Consider the following 16,608-nt stretch of genomic DNA (forward strand, 5'->3'; position numbering starts at 1 on the left):
AGGCCTACACTCCATCGGTAAGCCTGTGAATCACAACCTCTCGCTCAGTTCAATAAATTAATAGGTCCTGAGCCTAGCGGCTCGACCCAGTACGAGGCATCTCTCAGAGCCTGCGAGGTGTTGAATGGCGCAGAGAAGTGTAGAGTTTTTTGTAAGTAGTATGATGCTGTCTGTATTTTCTGATGATGCATGATCGGTCTGTGAACCTCCACGTGAGGCGGTTCATCCGGACAGCAAAATCCCGTCTCGGACTCTGCAACGGACCATATCAGCGATTTTCTCGCCCCACCAAAACCGGGACGAAATGACGATCCAATCCTCTGAACTCGCTCCTTGGTAGACGACGGCTCAACTCTCCTCTGTTAGGCACAAGGAGGCGTCCGGCAGGTTCTATTCCAACAGTTGAAAAGTCAGGATCCTGCTTTGGACACGAGCTTTTCGACGCACGAACATTCGAGTTCATCACAAGAAGGCAAGAATGATCGTGAAGCAGTTGGCCGATCATGTAGGCCCGACCAGCTTTCTATCGTCAGTACCAGTCAGGCAACCATATCGAACGCGGCGTCCCCACAGGCATTCGCTTCGTCGATTGTCAGAAGCAGCCGGACACGCTCCGACACCGGGCGGAATGAAAGAGGGGGTGAGCGATGGAGAATTTTCTCCGCCTCGTCCCAGCCTGGAAAATGCTTCCCCTTGAGGAAAACGACTGCCCCTGTCGGAGCCTCCTGCACAGTCTGTCCCTCGTCAGCAGTCCACTGAACGCCCAGCCCGACATAAGCCCGAAGCAGCCGCAGATCCACACAATCCACGTGGAATTTCCGGCAACTGTCCGTGGTGATTTTCTCCAGCCGGACACGCAGATTCCGGTGTCCGGACACCGCACTGTAAACTTCCGCAAGCTCAAGCATGTCCGGAATCAGAAGCCGCGCTGACTCCGGACAATGCGGAGTAAGCTGTGCGGCCATTTCGGACAGAGCCCCCTTTGCCATAAGCAGACGCGGCCCCGTCACAAGATAGGCTGACGCTGCCGCCGTCAGAGCCGGTGACATGACCATCGGGTGCATCTCAAGGCTGCGATGCGCAGACAGGATGTCACCGAACGGGAACTGGCGCTCCAGACGGCGGCGTGTCGGACAGAAAGACATCGCAGACAATATCCCTTATCATTGATATGTTATATCATATCAAATAATGAAGGCGGATCAACCCGCTGCAACGTCCCAAGGATCTCCTCCACATGTCGGATACCCGATTGCCCGTGACTGTCCTTTCCGGTTTTCTGGGGGCCGGCAAGACAACGCTTCTCAATCATGTCCTCAATAACCGTGCAGGGCTGAAAGTTGCCGTCATCGTCAATGACATGAGCGATGTGAATATTGATGCGGATCTCGTTCGCAATGGGGGCAGCAACCTCTCGCGAACAGACGAAAAACTGGTCGAAATGACCAACGGATGTATCTGCTGCACCCTGCGCGACGACCTTCTGACAGAAGTGGACCGGCTGGCGCAGGAAAAGCGGTTTGATTATCTCCTGATCGAGTCCACCGGCATTGCCGAGCCTCTCCCTGTGGCCGCAACCTTTGAATTCCGCGATGAGGACGGGCGCAGCCTGAGCGACGTCGCACGCCTCGATACGATGGTGACGGTCGTGGATGCGGTGAACCTGCTCCGGGACTATGGCTCGACCGATTTTCTGCGGGACAGGGGTGAAGTCGCGGGAGGGGACGATGAACGCGCGCTCGTGGACCTCTTCGTCGATCAGATCGAGTTTGCGGATGTCATCATCCTCAACAAAATGGATACCGCCTCGCCTGCACAGGCCGAGGCGGCCCGACTGATCATCCGCTCCCTGAACGCCGATGCAAAGCTCATCGAAACACGCCAGAGCCAGGTTGCGCCGGACCAGATCCTGAATACGGGTCTTTTCGACTTCGACAGAGCACACCAGCACCCGACCTGGTTCCGGGAACTGCACGGTCATGCCGAGCATCGCCCCGAGACTGAGGAATATGGCATTACCAGCTTCGTCTACCGGGCCAAACGCCCCTTCAATCCGGAAGCTTTCGCCGCGTTCATCGAACAGTCATGGGAGGGTGTCGTCCGGGTCAAAGGCTATTTCTGGCTCGCAACACGACCGGACTGGGTTGGCGACCTGAGCATCGCAGGCGCTCTGGCCCGGCATCAGGCTGCCGGACGCTGGTGGGCCAGCGTTCCCCACCAGAACTGGCCGGACGACGCGGCATGGCGCACCACACTCGCAGGCTACTGGGACGACGTTTACGGAGACCGCCGTCAGGAACTCGTCTTCATAGGCGCAGGAATGGACGAAGCGGGCATCCGCGCAGCTCTGGACGATTGCCTTGTCCCGCCCTCACAGAATGAGGTGTTCATGCCCTGGCATTACGATCATCTCGCGGATCCTTTTCCACACTGGGAATAAATAAAAGTTTCTAGGCTCAGGACTCATAGCCAGAACAAGACGGTTGCAGCGAGGCAGATGGGTGAGAGGAAGACGGTCGGGCATCTGTCATAGCGTGTTGCGACCCGTCTCCAGTCTTTGAACCTGCCGAACATGATCTTGATACCTTTCTCCTCCAGGGCATCCCTGAACCAGTCAGCGTCATAGCCCCGGTCCGCCAGCATCCATTCGGCTGGTAGGAGACTGTCCAGAAGGGCAGCGGCATCGGTATAATCACCGATCCGACCTGCGGTCATGAAGAAGTTCAGTGGACGCCCGTTCGGTGACGGCATGCAACCTCGTATTCATCCCGCCTTTGGTCCGCCCGCTCAGACGGCCTGGGCCCCCTTGTTTAACCGCAGGCTCGAAGCTGTGCGATATGCCTTGAGATAGGTCGCATCAATCATGATCGTCTGAGGCTCCGCCTTGTCAGTGGCCAATCCGTCGATCATGCGAATGAATGTCCCCATAGCACTCCAGCGCTTCCAGCGGTTGTAGAGCGTCTTGTGTGGACCGTACTCCCGGGGTGCATCACGCCAGCACAGACCATTTCGTTTCACGAAAATGATCCCGCTCAACACACGATGGTCATCGACGAGAGGTTTGCCATGGCTCTTCGGGAAAAGGGCCGCAGACGATCCATCTGCTCGTCCGGCAGCCAATACAGATCACTCCTCTTCAGTCTCCTCAGGGAGCCTGAATTACATCCTGCCGTCCAGATCAATGCGTCCTGGGCCTAAAATGCGTTGGGAAAACCAGCGATGTTCCATGCAATGTGTGCTGCCCGATAACGCGACGGGCCAGAACTTCCGGATCATGCGACGACAGAGTGCGAACATCGCGCCAGTACTGATCGAAATCGGCTGCCCATGCCGTTCCCCGACCTCCTGCGAGTTCAAAAATACGCGGCGTGATCTCAAGAGCGGTCCGGGATGCAAAAGTCCGGAGCGAGAGTGTCTCAAGGGCGATTTTGCTACGTTCATCGTCCGTCAGTTCGCGGCGACGCTCCCACCCGACCTGAACTGTCTGGATGGTGGTGTCGAAATATGCGCGAGCTGCCTGGGCTTCTACCCAATACTGACCGAATTCTGCCTGTATAAACGGATCGTCTGCGGATACCGTGGCACCGGCAAACGTGCCCTGACGTCGACCGCTCAAAGTATACTCACGCACGCGCTCCAGTGCTCCCAACGTTCGTCCGATAAAAACAGCCGAATAAAAGATGGCTCCAAAACTTGCCCAAAGCGGCAGAGGCCCAGTCTGACCCGGCCCATGGGACCAGTGGAGAACTTCTTCGGGTAGAATTCTGACATTATCGAATTCAATCGTTCCGGAATCAGCCCCGCGCAAACCAATAGGATTCCAGTCATCGTGAAACGTCAGACCCTCCCGACTGGTCGGAATGACCGCATAGATATAGCGGTCGCGATCAGGATGAATGGCAAGAACAGTCGTGATTTCTGCCAGCGGAGCACCTGTATTCCATTTCTTGATGCCGCTGATTGTGAAGCCGCCTTCAGGATGATGTTGCGCCACGAAGTCCTTGTTCACATACTGCGTCACATTCCCCCAAAGCCAGCGTGACTGCGTTGAGCGTTTTACGAAATCAGCATTTTTATCCGTATAGTCGGCAAGTAACGGCACGAGTGAATTATAGAAGTGAAATCCAAGAAGCGCTGCTGTGGAGCCGTCAACTTTGGCAATTTCCAACACGCTCTGAGCCGCGTCTTGCAATGTCCCGCCGCCGCCACCGAGCGCTTTTGGATAGAGCAGACTCACCAGTCCGCTCTCACGCAGGCGGCGGATCTGGTCGACAGGTCGCTGGCCGTCATGATCCCGGTCAATGGCACCCGCCTGAAACTCCGCAGCAAGTTCACGGGCGCGTGCAATCCAGTCTTCAGGATAGGTTTCGACTGTTTTGGGACGTGTCGCAGCAACAAGGGCATTCCGCGCCGCGGCAACCGGAAACAGAGTATTGATGGTGTTCATGGTGTCCAAGCCTTGAGGATATGAAGGATCAGGATGCGCGGGTACGGAAGGTATGAAGGGTCAGGCCAATCCAGAAGATTGCTGCCAGAGCATAGAAAGCCGGACCGACCAGAATGGCGTTGGCCAGCCCGAAACGGTCCGACAGCAATCCGAGGAGCCATGGAGCGATCAGTCCGGAGATTCCCCCGGCAACCATTGCGCCGAACGACCCCGAAATCGTACGAAGCGATACCGGCACGGTCTCGATCAGCAATGTCGTCAGACTGCCAGCCGTTGCCCCGAACGTCGTAATCGCAAGCAGGCAGAAGACTTCGCACAACGGCAAACTGGAGGTCGTGAAGGCAACCAGGAACAGGGACGCAGCCAGCAACGCACTGACAGCAAGGGAAGCGGCAATTCCCCAGACCCGATCAGCCAGAAAACGTCCGGTCAGCCATCCCCCGAGAGGCCCTGCTGGCAAAGTGGCGATGAGAACCAGAAATGCAAAACGCGTGGCCTGAAGGTTATCCAGCCCATGCGCCCGGTGCAGAAAGGCCGGCAACCACATCTGTGCCGTCATCATACCCGAGAAAAACAGGCATAACGCCGCCAGATGCGTCACATATGGACCAATTTTCAGGACGGAAAGCTGATGCTTCCACCCCGCTGGGACTTTTCCGGTCACGATATGCCCATCGGCATGGCCGGGTGCTGGCTCAGTCACCAGCAGGAGTAGAAAGGCCAGAGCAAGCCCCGGAAGCCCCGTCAGCAAAAAAGCCTCATGCCAGTTTGCGTGGGCTGCGATCCAGCCTCCAACCCCGAAAGCCAGAGCGGACCCCAGTTTGTTTCGCAGCATGAACAGGGAGAAGACAAAGTTCCTCTCACGCCGATCGTAGAGATCTGCCAGCCATCCGGGGGCAATTCCCTGATAGGCAGCGATGCCGAAATTTGTCAGCGTGCGCCATAACACCAGTGTTGCCAGGCCAGACGCCAGGGCACTCCCCGCAGACGCAAGGCTCCAAAGAATAATTGATCCAACCAGAACGCTCTTTCGGCTGAACCGTGATGCCAGTGCAGCAAATAACGGCGCACCGACGACGCCCGCAACAGTCGAGACGGACGCAACACTTCCAAAAGCCGCATCTGACAGATGAAGATCCGCCTTGATCGGGGTTAGAAGCCCGGCAAGGATCATGCCATCCATGGCGCAGGTTGTTCCCGTCGCCAGCAGGAGGGCAAGCGCCCATCCGCGCGATGCGCGGGCAGAAGGGCCAGCTGTCGACATGGCGGCTCCAGTCTCGGCGGAGAGGATCAATGATGCGTCGGACATGGCGGTTAGACCTTCACGGTCCGGGCCTGCCGCTGACGATGAAGCGCCGTGGCATCGACAAGAATGGAACGGTCAATCCAACTTTCCAGATCGAAATCATGTTCGATCAGACGGTGTCGCAGGAGGAATTCCTTCTGGGCCGCCAGAGACGCGACGTAGTCATCGTTCAGCTCAAGACGGACACCTTGAGGAATATTTTCATAGACTGCCGCCAGACCTTCAGGGGCCTGCCCCAGATCACCGGCCAAGGTCCGGATAGCTTCCAAAGGAGCCTGCGCGGCCCGTTCCGACGCCTCAATCAGGCGCTCAACAATCCGGACCACAAGATCACGGCGTTCCTCAAGAAGCGGCTGACTGACAACCAGACCTCGCAGGACGGACGGATGCACACGCGAGACTCTGTCTGGCGCAAGGCGTGTGTCATAAACCACGTTAAGCTGCGGATAAAAGCCGCCATCAGGGGGGATAGAGGCCGCAACTGCATCTACGTCTCCGCTCTCAAGCGCTTCCAGTCCCTTGTGAAAGAGCGAGAGCAGAAAGCTGCCCTTTACGGCGCCGGGATAAAAACGCGGGAGGTAAACAGGCTCCACATCATCAAGAGATAACCCGACTGATTGCAGGGCGGTCTGATAGATTTTGAGCTGTTGGGCGACCATCAGATCGAACGGGCTGTCCGGATTATGGAAGACCGCAACGCGACGGCCTTTCAGAGACGCAGGACTGGCGATCCCCTTGCTATGAAGAGACAGGACAGGATAACGGCCTTCAAGGAAAGCAAGGCCCACGACCTTGCAGGCAACCCCCAGACTACGCTTCCACACCGCTGGTGCATGACCGGCATTGCGCAGCCACAGGCGGTCTGCGGCCTCATATTTCAGTTTGGGTGAAAACCCGACAGACGTGAATTCGAAATCCACATCGGGCTCATCGCGAAACTCTTCCTGCAAAAGCCCTTGTGCCTGCGCAAGCGCCGTGACGGTCGGAACGGAGGGGCAGCGGGTATAGTGAACAATAGGACGCGTCATGGTGCAGTATCCTTGAAAGCCGTCAGATGTGCGGGAAGGCCGCCATGGCGGGAGAGAAGCGAAAGGGCATTGGAAGAGAGCACGGCGCGCTGACTGTCCGGATCGGTGGATGTAGCGGCACGGACACGCTCAAGGGTGGGTCTGACGTCTGGCAGGGGCGCGTAATCGGAGCCAAAGACGACCCGTTCCGAACCCAGAACACGGATCGCCGCAGCCACCGCAGCACTTCCACTCCCCGCCGCACCGGTGTCCAACCAGATCTGACGGAAGTGATGGCGTAATGAGCCGACCTGAATGCGGGGAGACACTTCCGCCTGTTCTGCGGCCAATGCCCCCAGCCCGCTGCCTCCAAGCATCGCAATCTGAAGCGTGACATCAGGAAACGGATCCAGAAAATCCGTGAACGCCAGTGTTGCTATGGCCGAAGCAAAGTGAAAGCCGTTGTCGATGACCCAGCGGATCGCTTCGTTATCCTCATAGAGGATATTGGGCGGCTGCCCTGCGATGACGGGATTGGCGAACCCTGTATGCAGATAGATATGGCTGCGATGGGCCTGAGCCACCTCGAACAACGGCCTGAACTGCTCAGCGGACGCACGGGAAAAGAACCCATTCACCGGCAACACGCCGCCAATCAGACCAAGTTTCTCATGCGCTCTCGCCAGTTCGCGGGCAGACCATGCAAGATCGCTGGTGCTCAGTGCGGCGACTGCGCTGAAACGATCGGGATGCTGACGAACCAGAGACGATGTCTCGTCATTCCATGCAGTCCAGAGATTGAGCGTTTCCGAGGCCGGCAGAGCAGCATCAACGCCAAGAGTGGTCGGCCAGGACAGAAGCTGGTGCGCTATGCCTGCCTCATCCAGATGGGCAAGGCGCTTTTTGACGTCTGTCCATTGTGGGCCAAGGGGAAATGCGCCGCCTTTCCCCGCTCCAGCCCCGGGACGCCAGATGGCAAGATGATCCCCCTGCTGTCCGATGCGGGGCGCTTCCTTACGCTTGCCCAGAATATCGAGGGTCGAAGGGGCAAACCAATGGGCATGAAGATCAATGACCGGAAAAGACTGAACCATGACGATTCCCCTTCTCAAAAGAAATCTACGCGCGCGGACAGTAGGAACATCCGCGGAGCGCTGTATTGATATGTGAAAGTCTGGCTTGTTGCGGAGTACGGAAGAACCTGAACGACGTACCGGTTACCGGTAATGTTCGAGACAATCCCACTCAGCTCCCAACGACTGTTTCCGGGCCGAAAGGACGCATGCACATCTCCGAGCCAGACGGCCGATTGCTGCAAAGCAGAGGCTTTTTCATTCGAAACGAGGTAAAAATAGTGCCCCGTGTAGTTCCAGCGTGTTCCGACCGAGCCATCACCAATGCGGGTATGGTAGCTGTAATCGACGGAAATATTGGCCGTCTGGTGCGGAGCACGGGCAAATTCATTGCCTGTCAGATCCGTTGCGCCTGTCGGGGCCGTAAAGTTCGTAAACTTCGTGCGCAGGATACCGACATTTCCGGATACGGTCAGATCGTTCAGAGGACGGGCCTGAAACGCGAACTCTCCACCGTAGGAAATACCCGATGCTGCATTCGTCAATGAAATGATGGTCGATTTCGTTGCAGCGTCAGTAGCCGTCCAGGAAACCTGGATGTTGTCATACTTGGAATAAAAACCATCTGCGCTCAGGGTCAGGCGTTTGTTAAACCAGCTTCCCTTATAGCCGCCTTCATAGGACGACAGGGTTTCCGGATTGACAGGCGCGGCCTTCTGGAGCGGCGCTCCCCCGCGATTGACCGGATTGGGGGTAATCTGCGTGTTGAACAGCCCGGAGCGATAACCATCGGCAATCCGGACATAAAGCATATGGTTTTTCCCGAGCAGAACCTGCGGCTCGACTTCGTAGCTGACATTCGACCAGCTCCGCCCACCATGGTAGCTGTCAATCCCGGCAAGCGGGGAGACGACGCTTCCCCCATTCCACCAGTTGGCAGGGTTGGACGAGAACGAAACTGGTGACAGCCCCTGCCTGCTCTCCAGATCCAGATGGAGGTAATCATGCGTCCAGCGGACACCGCCTGCGATCTGGAACCATTTATTGACGTGGATCGTCGTGTTGCCAAAAATCGCAACGCTATCGGTTGTCTGCGTGTAGTTTGTTCCTGAATATCCCGGTTGACCAATAATCGCCGGTGTCGTCACCGCCCCCGGTGGAAGCGTTACGCTTGCATTCGCATCATTGAGATTTTCATGAAAGTAATAAGCCCCGGCAATCCAGGAAATACGTTTGTGTGCATCGGATGCCAGCCGGAATTCCTGACTGACCTGTGTCGGGTGCAGTTTGTCATAAGAGCGGCTGAACTCCTGAGGCGTGTAATCCCCGTCCCCCGAAAGGCGACGCTGGGCATTTTCGAACGCCGTTATCGACGTCAGTGCGAGCCCTGCCCCCGGACGCCATGTGGTGTGCAGTGAGGCTCCCTCTGAAACAAGCGCCTGCCGCCCGTTGACATTGGTGTTCGTCAGGTCACGACTGCCGGTTTTCAGAGGGGAATAAACCGAAGTCCCGGGCGCGCTGTAATATGGAACATTCGTGCCTTGCATGTCCCGCACATGCAGGTTGAGCAGGAATTCCAGCCTCTCGCTCGGACGCCAGAGCGTTTGGAAACGGGTTGCGAAATCGCCAAAATTTCCAACGCGCTTGTCAGTCTGCTGGTTATGAGCCCAGCCATCAGAGTTTTCGTAACGTACAGACAGACGCGTTGCGAGTTCGTGCTTGATAATCGGCGTGTTCAGAACCAGTTCGCCACGCTTTTGTCCATAATTCCCGAAATCGACCTGTGCATGCCCGTCATTGCGGAATGTCGGGCGCAGAGAGGTAAACTGAATTGCACCTGCCGTAGCGTTTTTCCCCCAGAGCGTGCCCTGCGGCCCGTTCAGAACGGCCACCTGCGCCTGATCGAACAGTGGAAATCCCTGAAAAGCGAGGCTGTTCAGGTAAACATCATCAGCATAAAGCGCGACGGCACCCACCGCATTATTGGCGACATTCCCGTTACCAACGCCTCGGATGTAGTACCGGGGGCGCAAACGACCATCGAAATTATACCCCAGTGCATTCGGGGCAAAAGCAGCGACGTCCGCTGCACTGTCCAGATGCTGGCGCGCAATCGTTTCTGCACTGATCGCCGTAATGGTCGCAGGGACTTTCTGAATATCCTGCGAACGACGGTTTGCTGTAACGATAATTGTCTCCAGCCCCGCCGGCCGCCTTACCGAAGCAACCTGCTTCCTGGCGTGTGTGTGTCCGACAGCTTTGTCCTTGTGAGGTAAATCACTGGCATGGCCCGATGCCGTGGACACGCCTATGGCAACAGTTACGAAGGCCAGCGTCTGCCCGCAAAGTGCCGATGCCATGCTCCATTTGCCTCGGCACGCGCAGCTCTGCGCGCCTGAAAACAGGGAGGACACAGTACGAACTGTAGCGTAACGGACGAGACCAACCACAACGTGAGCTTTCTTGCTATGCGACAAAACGAAGTGATAGGGTGAAATCAATATATCACGATAGGTACAGATCATATTGTTTTTATGGGTACAGATATAACGTAATCATATAGTTATATTTAGGCTCTGGAGAAAATCCCATGGTGATGTTCTTGCCATTTCTGGACCGCCAATCGGACGAAAGCCTTCAGAAACAGATCGTCCGACAGATGGTGAGCGCCATCACAAATGGCACATTACGGCCAGGGGAAGCTCTTGCAGGAATACGGGAATGCGCCACGAACTGGGGGGTCTCACGCAACACCGTCATGCACGCGCTGGAGCATCTGGAAGCTGAAGGCTATGTGGAAAAGCGCCCTTCAAAGGGGACTTATGTCCATCGCACACCACCGCGAGATGCAGACGCAGTCACGAACATGATTGGTGTTACCGAGGTGGGCGAGGCAGCCCATCTTGAAGTCGAGCCGCTGCACAATCGGGCCTTCGCAAGTCAAAACAACAAAAATAATGCGTTGATTGATTCCCCCACGACAATCAGCCTCGGGTTCGGAAACGATCAGCCCGTCTACCGATCGCTCGAATGGAAACGGACCCTGCAAAAACTGTTCCATTATGAGAACTGGAAACGTGGTGGCCAGTATCAGTCCAATGCCGGCCTACCGTTTCTTCGCGCAACCCTTGCCCGATGGCTGACGGCCCGCCACGGCGTCTCGGTAGATGAGAGGCAGGTCATTATCGTTGCCGGTCTTCAGCAGGCTCATTCTCTGGTCGCTCAGGCCCTGCTTGCCCCTGGCATAAACGTGGCCCTGGAAGACCCATGCTATATCGGGAAGAGGCTTCTGTATGAGAAACTTGGCCTTCATATCCTGAACCTTCCGGTGGACGAAAAAGGCGCCAAACTTTCTGGCGTGACGTTCGATGATGTGCGGCTCATCTGCGTTAATCCGGGTTGTCAGGTGCCGACGAATGCATCTTTGTCTCTCCCCCGCAGACGCAAACTGGTGACGCTGGCCGCTCAGACCCAAACGCCAATTTTTGAAGAATCAATGTTCGATCTGCTGATGCTGGAGGGAAAATCCACCCCTTCCCTTCTGTCCCTTTCTGGCGGGCAGAATGTCATACATGCCGGCCTCTTCGCCCCGGCGCTGGGGGGCGGCATGATGCTCGGATACATGGTTGTTCCATGGCCCCTCTTACCTGCCATACTCGACGCCAAACTGATCTTGGATAACGGATTGCCTTGGCTTGAGCAGGAAGCTCTGGCACGGTTTATTGATTCCGGTGATCTGGACGATTTTCTCAAACGCCGGCGGATGTCCCTGATGAGGCGTCAGGAGCATCTTGTCAGCGCCATGACGCATCAATGGGGTAATTTTTCTATTTTTAACGCCAGTCAGGCACCAAGAATGAGCTGGTTTCTTCCTGGCCCCGTTTCCGACAGCGCGACATATATAAATAATGCCCGGAAATTAAATCTCCATATCCCTGGAGATTATCCTTTCCATTCCAATTCCCCCACAAACATCCCCAATCTTGATCGGCTCATTTCTCATGGGTATGGCGAGCTGGCGGAGAATGATATCGATAAGGCTGTGCAGCGCATGACACAGTCCAATATTTGATCTGGGTAAAGCGGCTCCTGTTTTAGCTCACCTCAGAAGATCTTCCCCATCTTCTGCAGAATTCCTCGATATTTTCCTCCTGAAAACAGCCAAGACGTTCCATAATCAGGGGCAAAGGCCAGTCCCACCAGGCAATGTCTTCAAGCCTCTTTGCAACATCACGAGTGAACCGTTCCCGAATAACCCGGGCCGGCACGCCCCCTGCAATAGTGTAAGGCGGCACATCCCGACTGACGATGGCTCCCGCCGCCAGAATGGCGCCATCCCCCACAGTCACTCCGGACAGCACCACAACTCCGTGCCCGATCCAGACATCATTTCCGATGTGGACCCGTCTTGCGCGACGGTTCTGAAAGAACGCATGATCCCGTTGCACATCGTCTGAATAATATTCAGGACAATACGTAAAACGGTGCATGGACGGCCTGTTGATCGGATGATTGGGCGCCCCGATCCGGACATGCGCCGCAATCGCACAGAATTTCCCAATCGTTGCATCCGCAACCATCGTCCGCTCGCCGATATAGGAAAAATCGCCCAGCTCGCAATATTCCAAAACACAGTCTTCCAACACTTCGCACTGCGTCCCGATCTGCGCCTCTCTGAGGCGCACACTGGGATGAATGACAGTCCGCGCAATTTTCGGCCAGGCAGATTTTTCCTGAGACATCGTCACATATTCCACAGGTTGTTTTCAGAAATTTGCGTCAATTCGCCCGAAGTAATAGCCGCCATTGATCGGCACCTGCACGGAATCCTGATCGTACTGACTTCCTTCCGCCACCTTGAGTTGCTGCGAGACTTCACGCGGACGCACGTTGAAAATATTGTTCGCCCCCACCGCGACATGCAGGTTTTTATTGATCCGGTAGCCGATCTGAAGATCGGTCAGCCAGCGCGGCGTATTCTTGAACTGGGAAAAGCAACTGCTGGAATAGCGCAGGGCCCCACCCGATGGACAGGTTGCCGATGCCGGCGTCCAGTCCTGATATTCAAGCATTTCCGTAGTCTCGCCGTAGCGTGTCTGACGCACATTGATATCCCAGTTTCCAACCTTCCACAGCGCGCTCAGAATGATCTTGCTCCGCGGATAAGCGGTCGTGAGATAGCCAATTGTCTGGGCATTCAGCAGCGGCTTTCCAAGCAGGGACGTTCCGTTGTGATGAAGGCGCGTCCGGTTCAGGTTCAGCGCCATACCCAGATTCAGCGTGCCGTAATCGGGACGGAAGCGGAATGTATAGTCAGCCTTGATATCAAGACCCTGCGTCCGCGTGCTGGCGCCATTGGACAGGTAATAGGCGTTGAAGTCGGAAACCTTGGTTGCTGCCGCGGGAATGGCAAAACCGAAATTATTGATCGCTTCAAGAGCTTCTTCTCCAGAAACGGTTCCGCCCTGCACAATCCGGTCCCGAAGATTGATCTGATAAACATCCGCCTCGACATGGAAGCCGTTGACCGGTTCAAGGACAACACCGCCGCTGGCGTTGGTGGATCTCTCGGGCTTGAGTGGGGATGCTCCCAGGATCTTCGCCGCTTCGGAACTGACGGGCAGGAGGCCACGCACACTATCTGTATAGACATTCATCCGGCTGAAATGCTCTTCCTGAAGCGTTGGCGCCCGAAAGCCGTTACTGATCGTTCCACGCACTGCGATCCGACGTGAAAAATCATAACGGGCGGAAATCTTGCCGGTCTCGGTATCCTGTGTGTCCGTATAATATTCATATCGACCTGCCAGATCGATCTGGAGATGTTTGATCGGATGCAGGTTGACGTCCACATATCCCGCCCAGACGTCACGCGACCATTTCCCGGCACTTTGCGGCGGGATACCGGCATGTCCTTCCGCGCCGCCCGTCTGATAGGAGTCCGGATTGCCAGAAACGAGCTGGTATTCATCCATGCGCTGTTCGGCGCCGAAAGAGAGGCCAATGGGAAAAGCATGTCCGATCATGAACTGTCGGCGGAAATCAAGATTATTGGTCCACTGGGCATTTTTCTCGGTGTAATCCCAGAACTTGGTGGGAGAATATCCGCAGCCATTCTGTGAATATCGGGAGGACGTCGTATCCACGGCATTACAGTTCGAAGCGAGCATCCCGAGATTGATGGAGTCTTTCTCCGAAATACGGTCAGAGTCCGCTCCCCATGTCGTGGACAGATCCCAGTCAAATCCGAGGAAATGACGCCCCTTCAGACCGAGCGTGGCGGAATAGTCGTTTTCATCAATCTGGGTGATGGGTTCAACACCATTCGGATACATGGTCGTCGCGCCCGAAGGCCAGTCCAGATCAGGATATTCATACCCTTCCAGAATTTCGGCATGGCGATGGGCGTAAATGACCTGACCGTAGAAATCGATATTGTCCGTGACAGACTTCCCGAAATCGATCCCGAGATTTTCGCGGGTTTCTTCAGGAGTATTGGTATAGTTATTAACCTTGCCTGTATTAGCCTTCGCACCTGGAACAACACCCGCATAATAACCTGACGTATCAGCGCCAGCCGGCCAGTATCCGAGCATGCCGTGATCCTGGGAATACGCTACCATATGGTCTGTGTGATAAACCTGACCACTGATATGCATATATCCGTCATTGCCCAGCTTCAGCCCGCCATCGGCATTGAACTGGTACTGCCAGCCATCGCCGTTATAGGCATTGGCGCCTGTCTGGCCGCTCAGGTTCAGTCCATGATCCTGCTTTTTCGTTATGACGTTGACCACACCTGCAATCGCATCCGATCCGTACATGGCCGCTGCGCCATCCTCAAGGATTTCGATATGATCGATCATGTTCGATGGGATCATGTTCAGATCCACAGAAGATGAAGCGAATTCCGGTCCTGATTTCTGCACGATATTGGCTGTCGAATGACGGCGCTTGCCGTTCACCAGAACCAGAACCTCGTTCGGATCCAGACCGCGCATTTCGATGAACGACGTCAGGGCGTTCGTATTATGCCCACGCGGCGTTACTTCCAGTGAAGGATAGAGCCGCGCAAGAGCATCCGAAGTATTCATGGAACCGGACTGGGCAAGTTTTGCACCCGAAACTACAACGACCGGGCTCATGCTCTGTCGAGCACGCACATTCGTCGAACGCGTTCCCGTCACGATAACCTGTTCGTCTTTCGGGAGCGGCTGATTTTCGGAAATATTCGCCTGCCTCGACAAGACCATCGCAGCAGCCCGGCGCTTTTTGCCATCCTGCGCGACAGATGCTGGCTGAACCTGACGCGTCCGCCCTTCGGCAGCGACATGTCGTTTTTTACTGACAGGAACCTGCGTCGTTGGCAGGTCCCCTGAAGACGCGGCAAAAGCTGTCTGCGCCATGAAAAACGGCGAGGTGCAGGCCGACGTCGCGACGAGCAGAAACATGGCTCTACGCATCGTAATTCTCCAAAAGAAATCGCTCAGAAGCGAAACGATGAATGTTCGAACCGCATAAAGAAGGATTCTCTTGGTATTGTGTATGAATAAATTATGAATGAATCTATAAACTAGACAACAATAGCTTGTTGTCTATCCATTACAACAAATAGATGTTGTATAGTTATTTTGGTTTCATATTTCTTTAATAAATATCTTCTTCACAATTTTCTTCTTCAATGCAGAATAAGTCCGTTCTTTTCATGTTGGTTCGCCCAACATCTTTTGTCTGCATGAGGTCGCGATGACCGTTGATTTCTCTCCTGTCCCTGAACGGCAATTCTGGATGGGTCTTCTCGCGCGTGCCGAACCCGAGGTTCTGGTGCAGCATCTCCAACAGGTCGAACCCCTGCCGTCCTTTACCGTTCTGCGTCGTCCGGAAACCGGTCTGAGCATGGTGCGAGGACGCGTTGGAGCGGATGGAGAAGCCTTTAATTTCATTGAAGCGACGCTGACACGCGCCAGTGTGACCGACCAGAATGGCTATACCGGGCACAGCTATATTCTCGGCCGCAACGAAGAGCATGCCGTCGTTGCGGCACGGCTGGATGCCGCCCTTCAGAACCCGACACTGCGGGAAAGGTTGATGACGGCGGTGATCGAGCCTCTTCAGGCCCTTGAAACCGCCCGTCATGCGGTCATCGAGGCCCGTGCGGCAGAGACTGAAGTCCGCTTTTTCACCATGGCAACGGGGCGTCTATGACCGTCATGTTCCCTGGCCTCCGCGACAGCCACGAGGCCCAGCGCACTTTCCGCGCGCTGCTCAATGCCCTCGCCCATCCCGGTCGCCCACAGACCCTTCCCCGGCCTGAAAGAATGCCGGAAGGATATCCACCCTCCATAATCGGGCTGCTGTCCCTGCTCGACGCCACCGTCACTGTGGGTTTTCCTGCCGTGCTCACTGATCTGGAGCGTTGGCTGGTTTTTCATACCGGGACGTCTGTCGCTCCGATGCAGCGCGCCGATTTCATTTATGTCCCGCAGGGTTATGCCCGCCCCCCGCTGGCATCCCTGCGCCAGGGCGCTCTGGATGCGCCGGAAACAAGCGTCACGCTGATGCTGGAAATTCCATCGTTCTCCGCCGGCAATGCGCTGGAACTGACCGGCCCGGGAATTCAGGCCCGCGAGATCATCAGGCCCGTTCTGGATTGCGGGCTGCTTTCCGAATGGCAGCGCCAGTCCGGCCTTTTTCCGCGCGGCGTGGACATCTTTCTTCTCTGCGGCACCGATGTGATCGGCCTGCCGCGCAGCACAGCCATCCGGGAGATCTGAC

At 55.8% G+C, this 16,608-nt stretch carries 12 protein-coding genes and 1 pseudogene; 4 read left to right on the forward strand and 9 right to left on the reverse strand.

Features of this window, described 5'->3' with window-relative positions:
- Positions 1-539: 539 nt before the first annotated feature.
- Positions 540-1,145, reverse strand: coding sequence for a DUF1826 domain-containing protein (locus JK176_RS06435; protein ID WP_211587107.1), 606 nt, complete (start codon positions 1,143-1,145; stop codon positions 540-542).
- Between the two features lie 92 nt (positions 1,146-1,237).
- On the opposite strand from JK176_RS06435, the gene zigA reads away from it, so the two are divergent.
- Entirely contained in the window at positions 1,238-2,440 is a 1,203-nt protein-coding gene (zigA, locus tag JK176_RS06440; RefSeq protein ID WP_211587109.1) for a zinc metallochaperone GTPase ZigA, read from the forward strand.
- A 23-nt stretch (positions 2,441-2,463) separates the two neighbouring features.
- Here zigA and JK176_RS06445 read toward each other — a convergent pair.
- The 6 genes and pseudogenes from JK176_RS06445 to JK176_RS06470 form a co-directional block, all read right to left on the reverse strand.
- A pseudogene (locus JK176_RS06445) lies at positions 2,464-3,101 on the reverse strand (IS5 family transposase).
- 77 nt (positions 3,102-3,178) lie between these two features.
- Positions 3,179-4,447, reverse strand: a complete 1,269-nt coding sequence (locus JK176_RS06450) for an acyl-CoA dehydrogenase family protein (protein WP_211587111.1) — start codon at positions 4,445-4,447, stop codon at positions 3,179-3,181.
- A gap of 28 nt (positions 4,448-4,475) precedes the next feature.
- Positions 4,476-5,711, reverse strand: a complete 1,236-nt coding sequence (locus JK176_RS06455) for an MFS transporter (RefSeq protein WP_211587114.1) — start codon at positions 5,709-5,711, stop codon at positions 4,476-4,478.
- Positions 5,712-5,761: 50 nt separating this feature from the next.
- Entirely contained in the window at positions 5,762-6,781 is a 1,020-nt protein-coding gene (locus JK176_RS06460) for an ABC transporter substrate-binding protein (protein WP_211587116.1), read from the reverse strand.
- Entirely contained in the window at positions 6,778-7,854 is a 1,077-nt protein-coding gene (locus tag JK176_RS06465; protein WP_211587118.1) for an amidohydrolase family protein, read from the reverse strand. Before JK176_RS06465 ends, JK176_RS06460 begins: the two co-directional genes overlap by 4 nt.
- A 14-nt stretch (positions 7,855-7,868) precedes the next feature.
- Positions 7,869-10,193, reverse strand: a complete 2,325-nt coding sequence (locus tag JK176_RS06470) for a TonB-dependent receptor (RefSeq protein WP_211587119.1) — start codon at positions 10,191-10,193, stop codon at positions 7,869-7,871.
- Between the two features lie 230 nt (positions 10,194-10,423).
- Between JK176_RS06470 and JK176_RS06475 the strand changes: the two genes are divergently transcribed.
- Positions 10,424-11,905: a PLP-dependent aminotransferase family protein gene (locus tag JK176_RS06475; RefSeq protein WP_211587121.1), complete on the forward strand. Its 1,482-nt coding sequence runs from the start codon at positions 10,424-10,426 to the stop codon at positions 11,903-11,905.
- Between the two features lie 22 nt (positions 11,906-11,927).
- On the opposite strand, the gene JK176_RS06480 is transcribed toward JK176_RS06475, so the two are convergent.
- Both JK176_RS06480 and JK176_RS06485 read right to left on the reverse strand, forming a co-directional pair.
- A complete protein-coding gene (locus JK176_RS06480; RefSeq protein WP_211587123.1) occupies positions 11,928-12,575 on the reverse strand; it encodes a DapH/DapD/GlmU-related protein in 648 nt (215 codons plus the stop codon).
- Positions 12,576-12,599: 24 nt separating this feature from the next.
- A complete protein-coding gene (locus tag JK176_RS06485) occupies positions 12,600-15,296 on the reverse strand; it encodes a TonB-dependent siderophore receptor (protein WP_249194285.1) in 2,697 nt (898 codons plus the stop codon).
- Positions 15,297-15,579: 283 nt separating this feature from the next.
- Here JK176_RS06485 and phnG point away from each other — a divergent pair, with 283 nt between their 5' ends.
- A complete protein-coding gene (gene phnG / locus JK176_RS06490; RefSeq protein WP_249194287.1) occupies positions 15,580-16,038 on the forward strand; it encodes a phosphonate C-P lyase system protein PhnG in 459 nt (152 codons plus the stop codon).
- Between the two features lie 5 nt (positions 16,039-16,043).
- Positions 16,044-16,607 carry a phosphonate C-P lyase system protein PhnH gene (gene phnH / locus JK176_RS06495; protein ID WP_211587125.1) on the forward strand — a complete coding sequence of 188 codons (564 nt, stop codon included), beginning with the start codon at positions 16,044-16,046 and terminating at the stop codon, positions 16,605-16,607.
- The last annotated feature ends 1 nt before the right edge of the window (position 16,608 follow it).

This window comes from Gluconobacter sp. Dm-73, from assembly GCF_018256215.1.
Classification (GTDB): Bacteria; Pseudomonadota; Alphaproteobacteria; order Acetobacterales; family Acetobacteraceae; genus Gluconobacter; species Gluconobacter cadivus.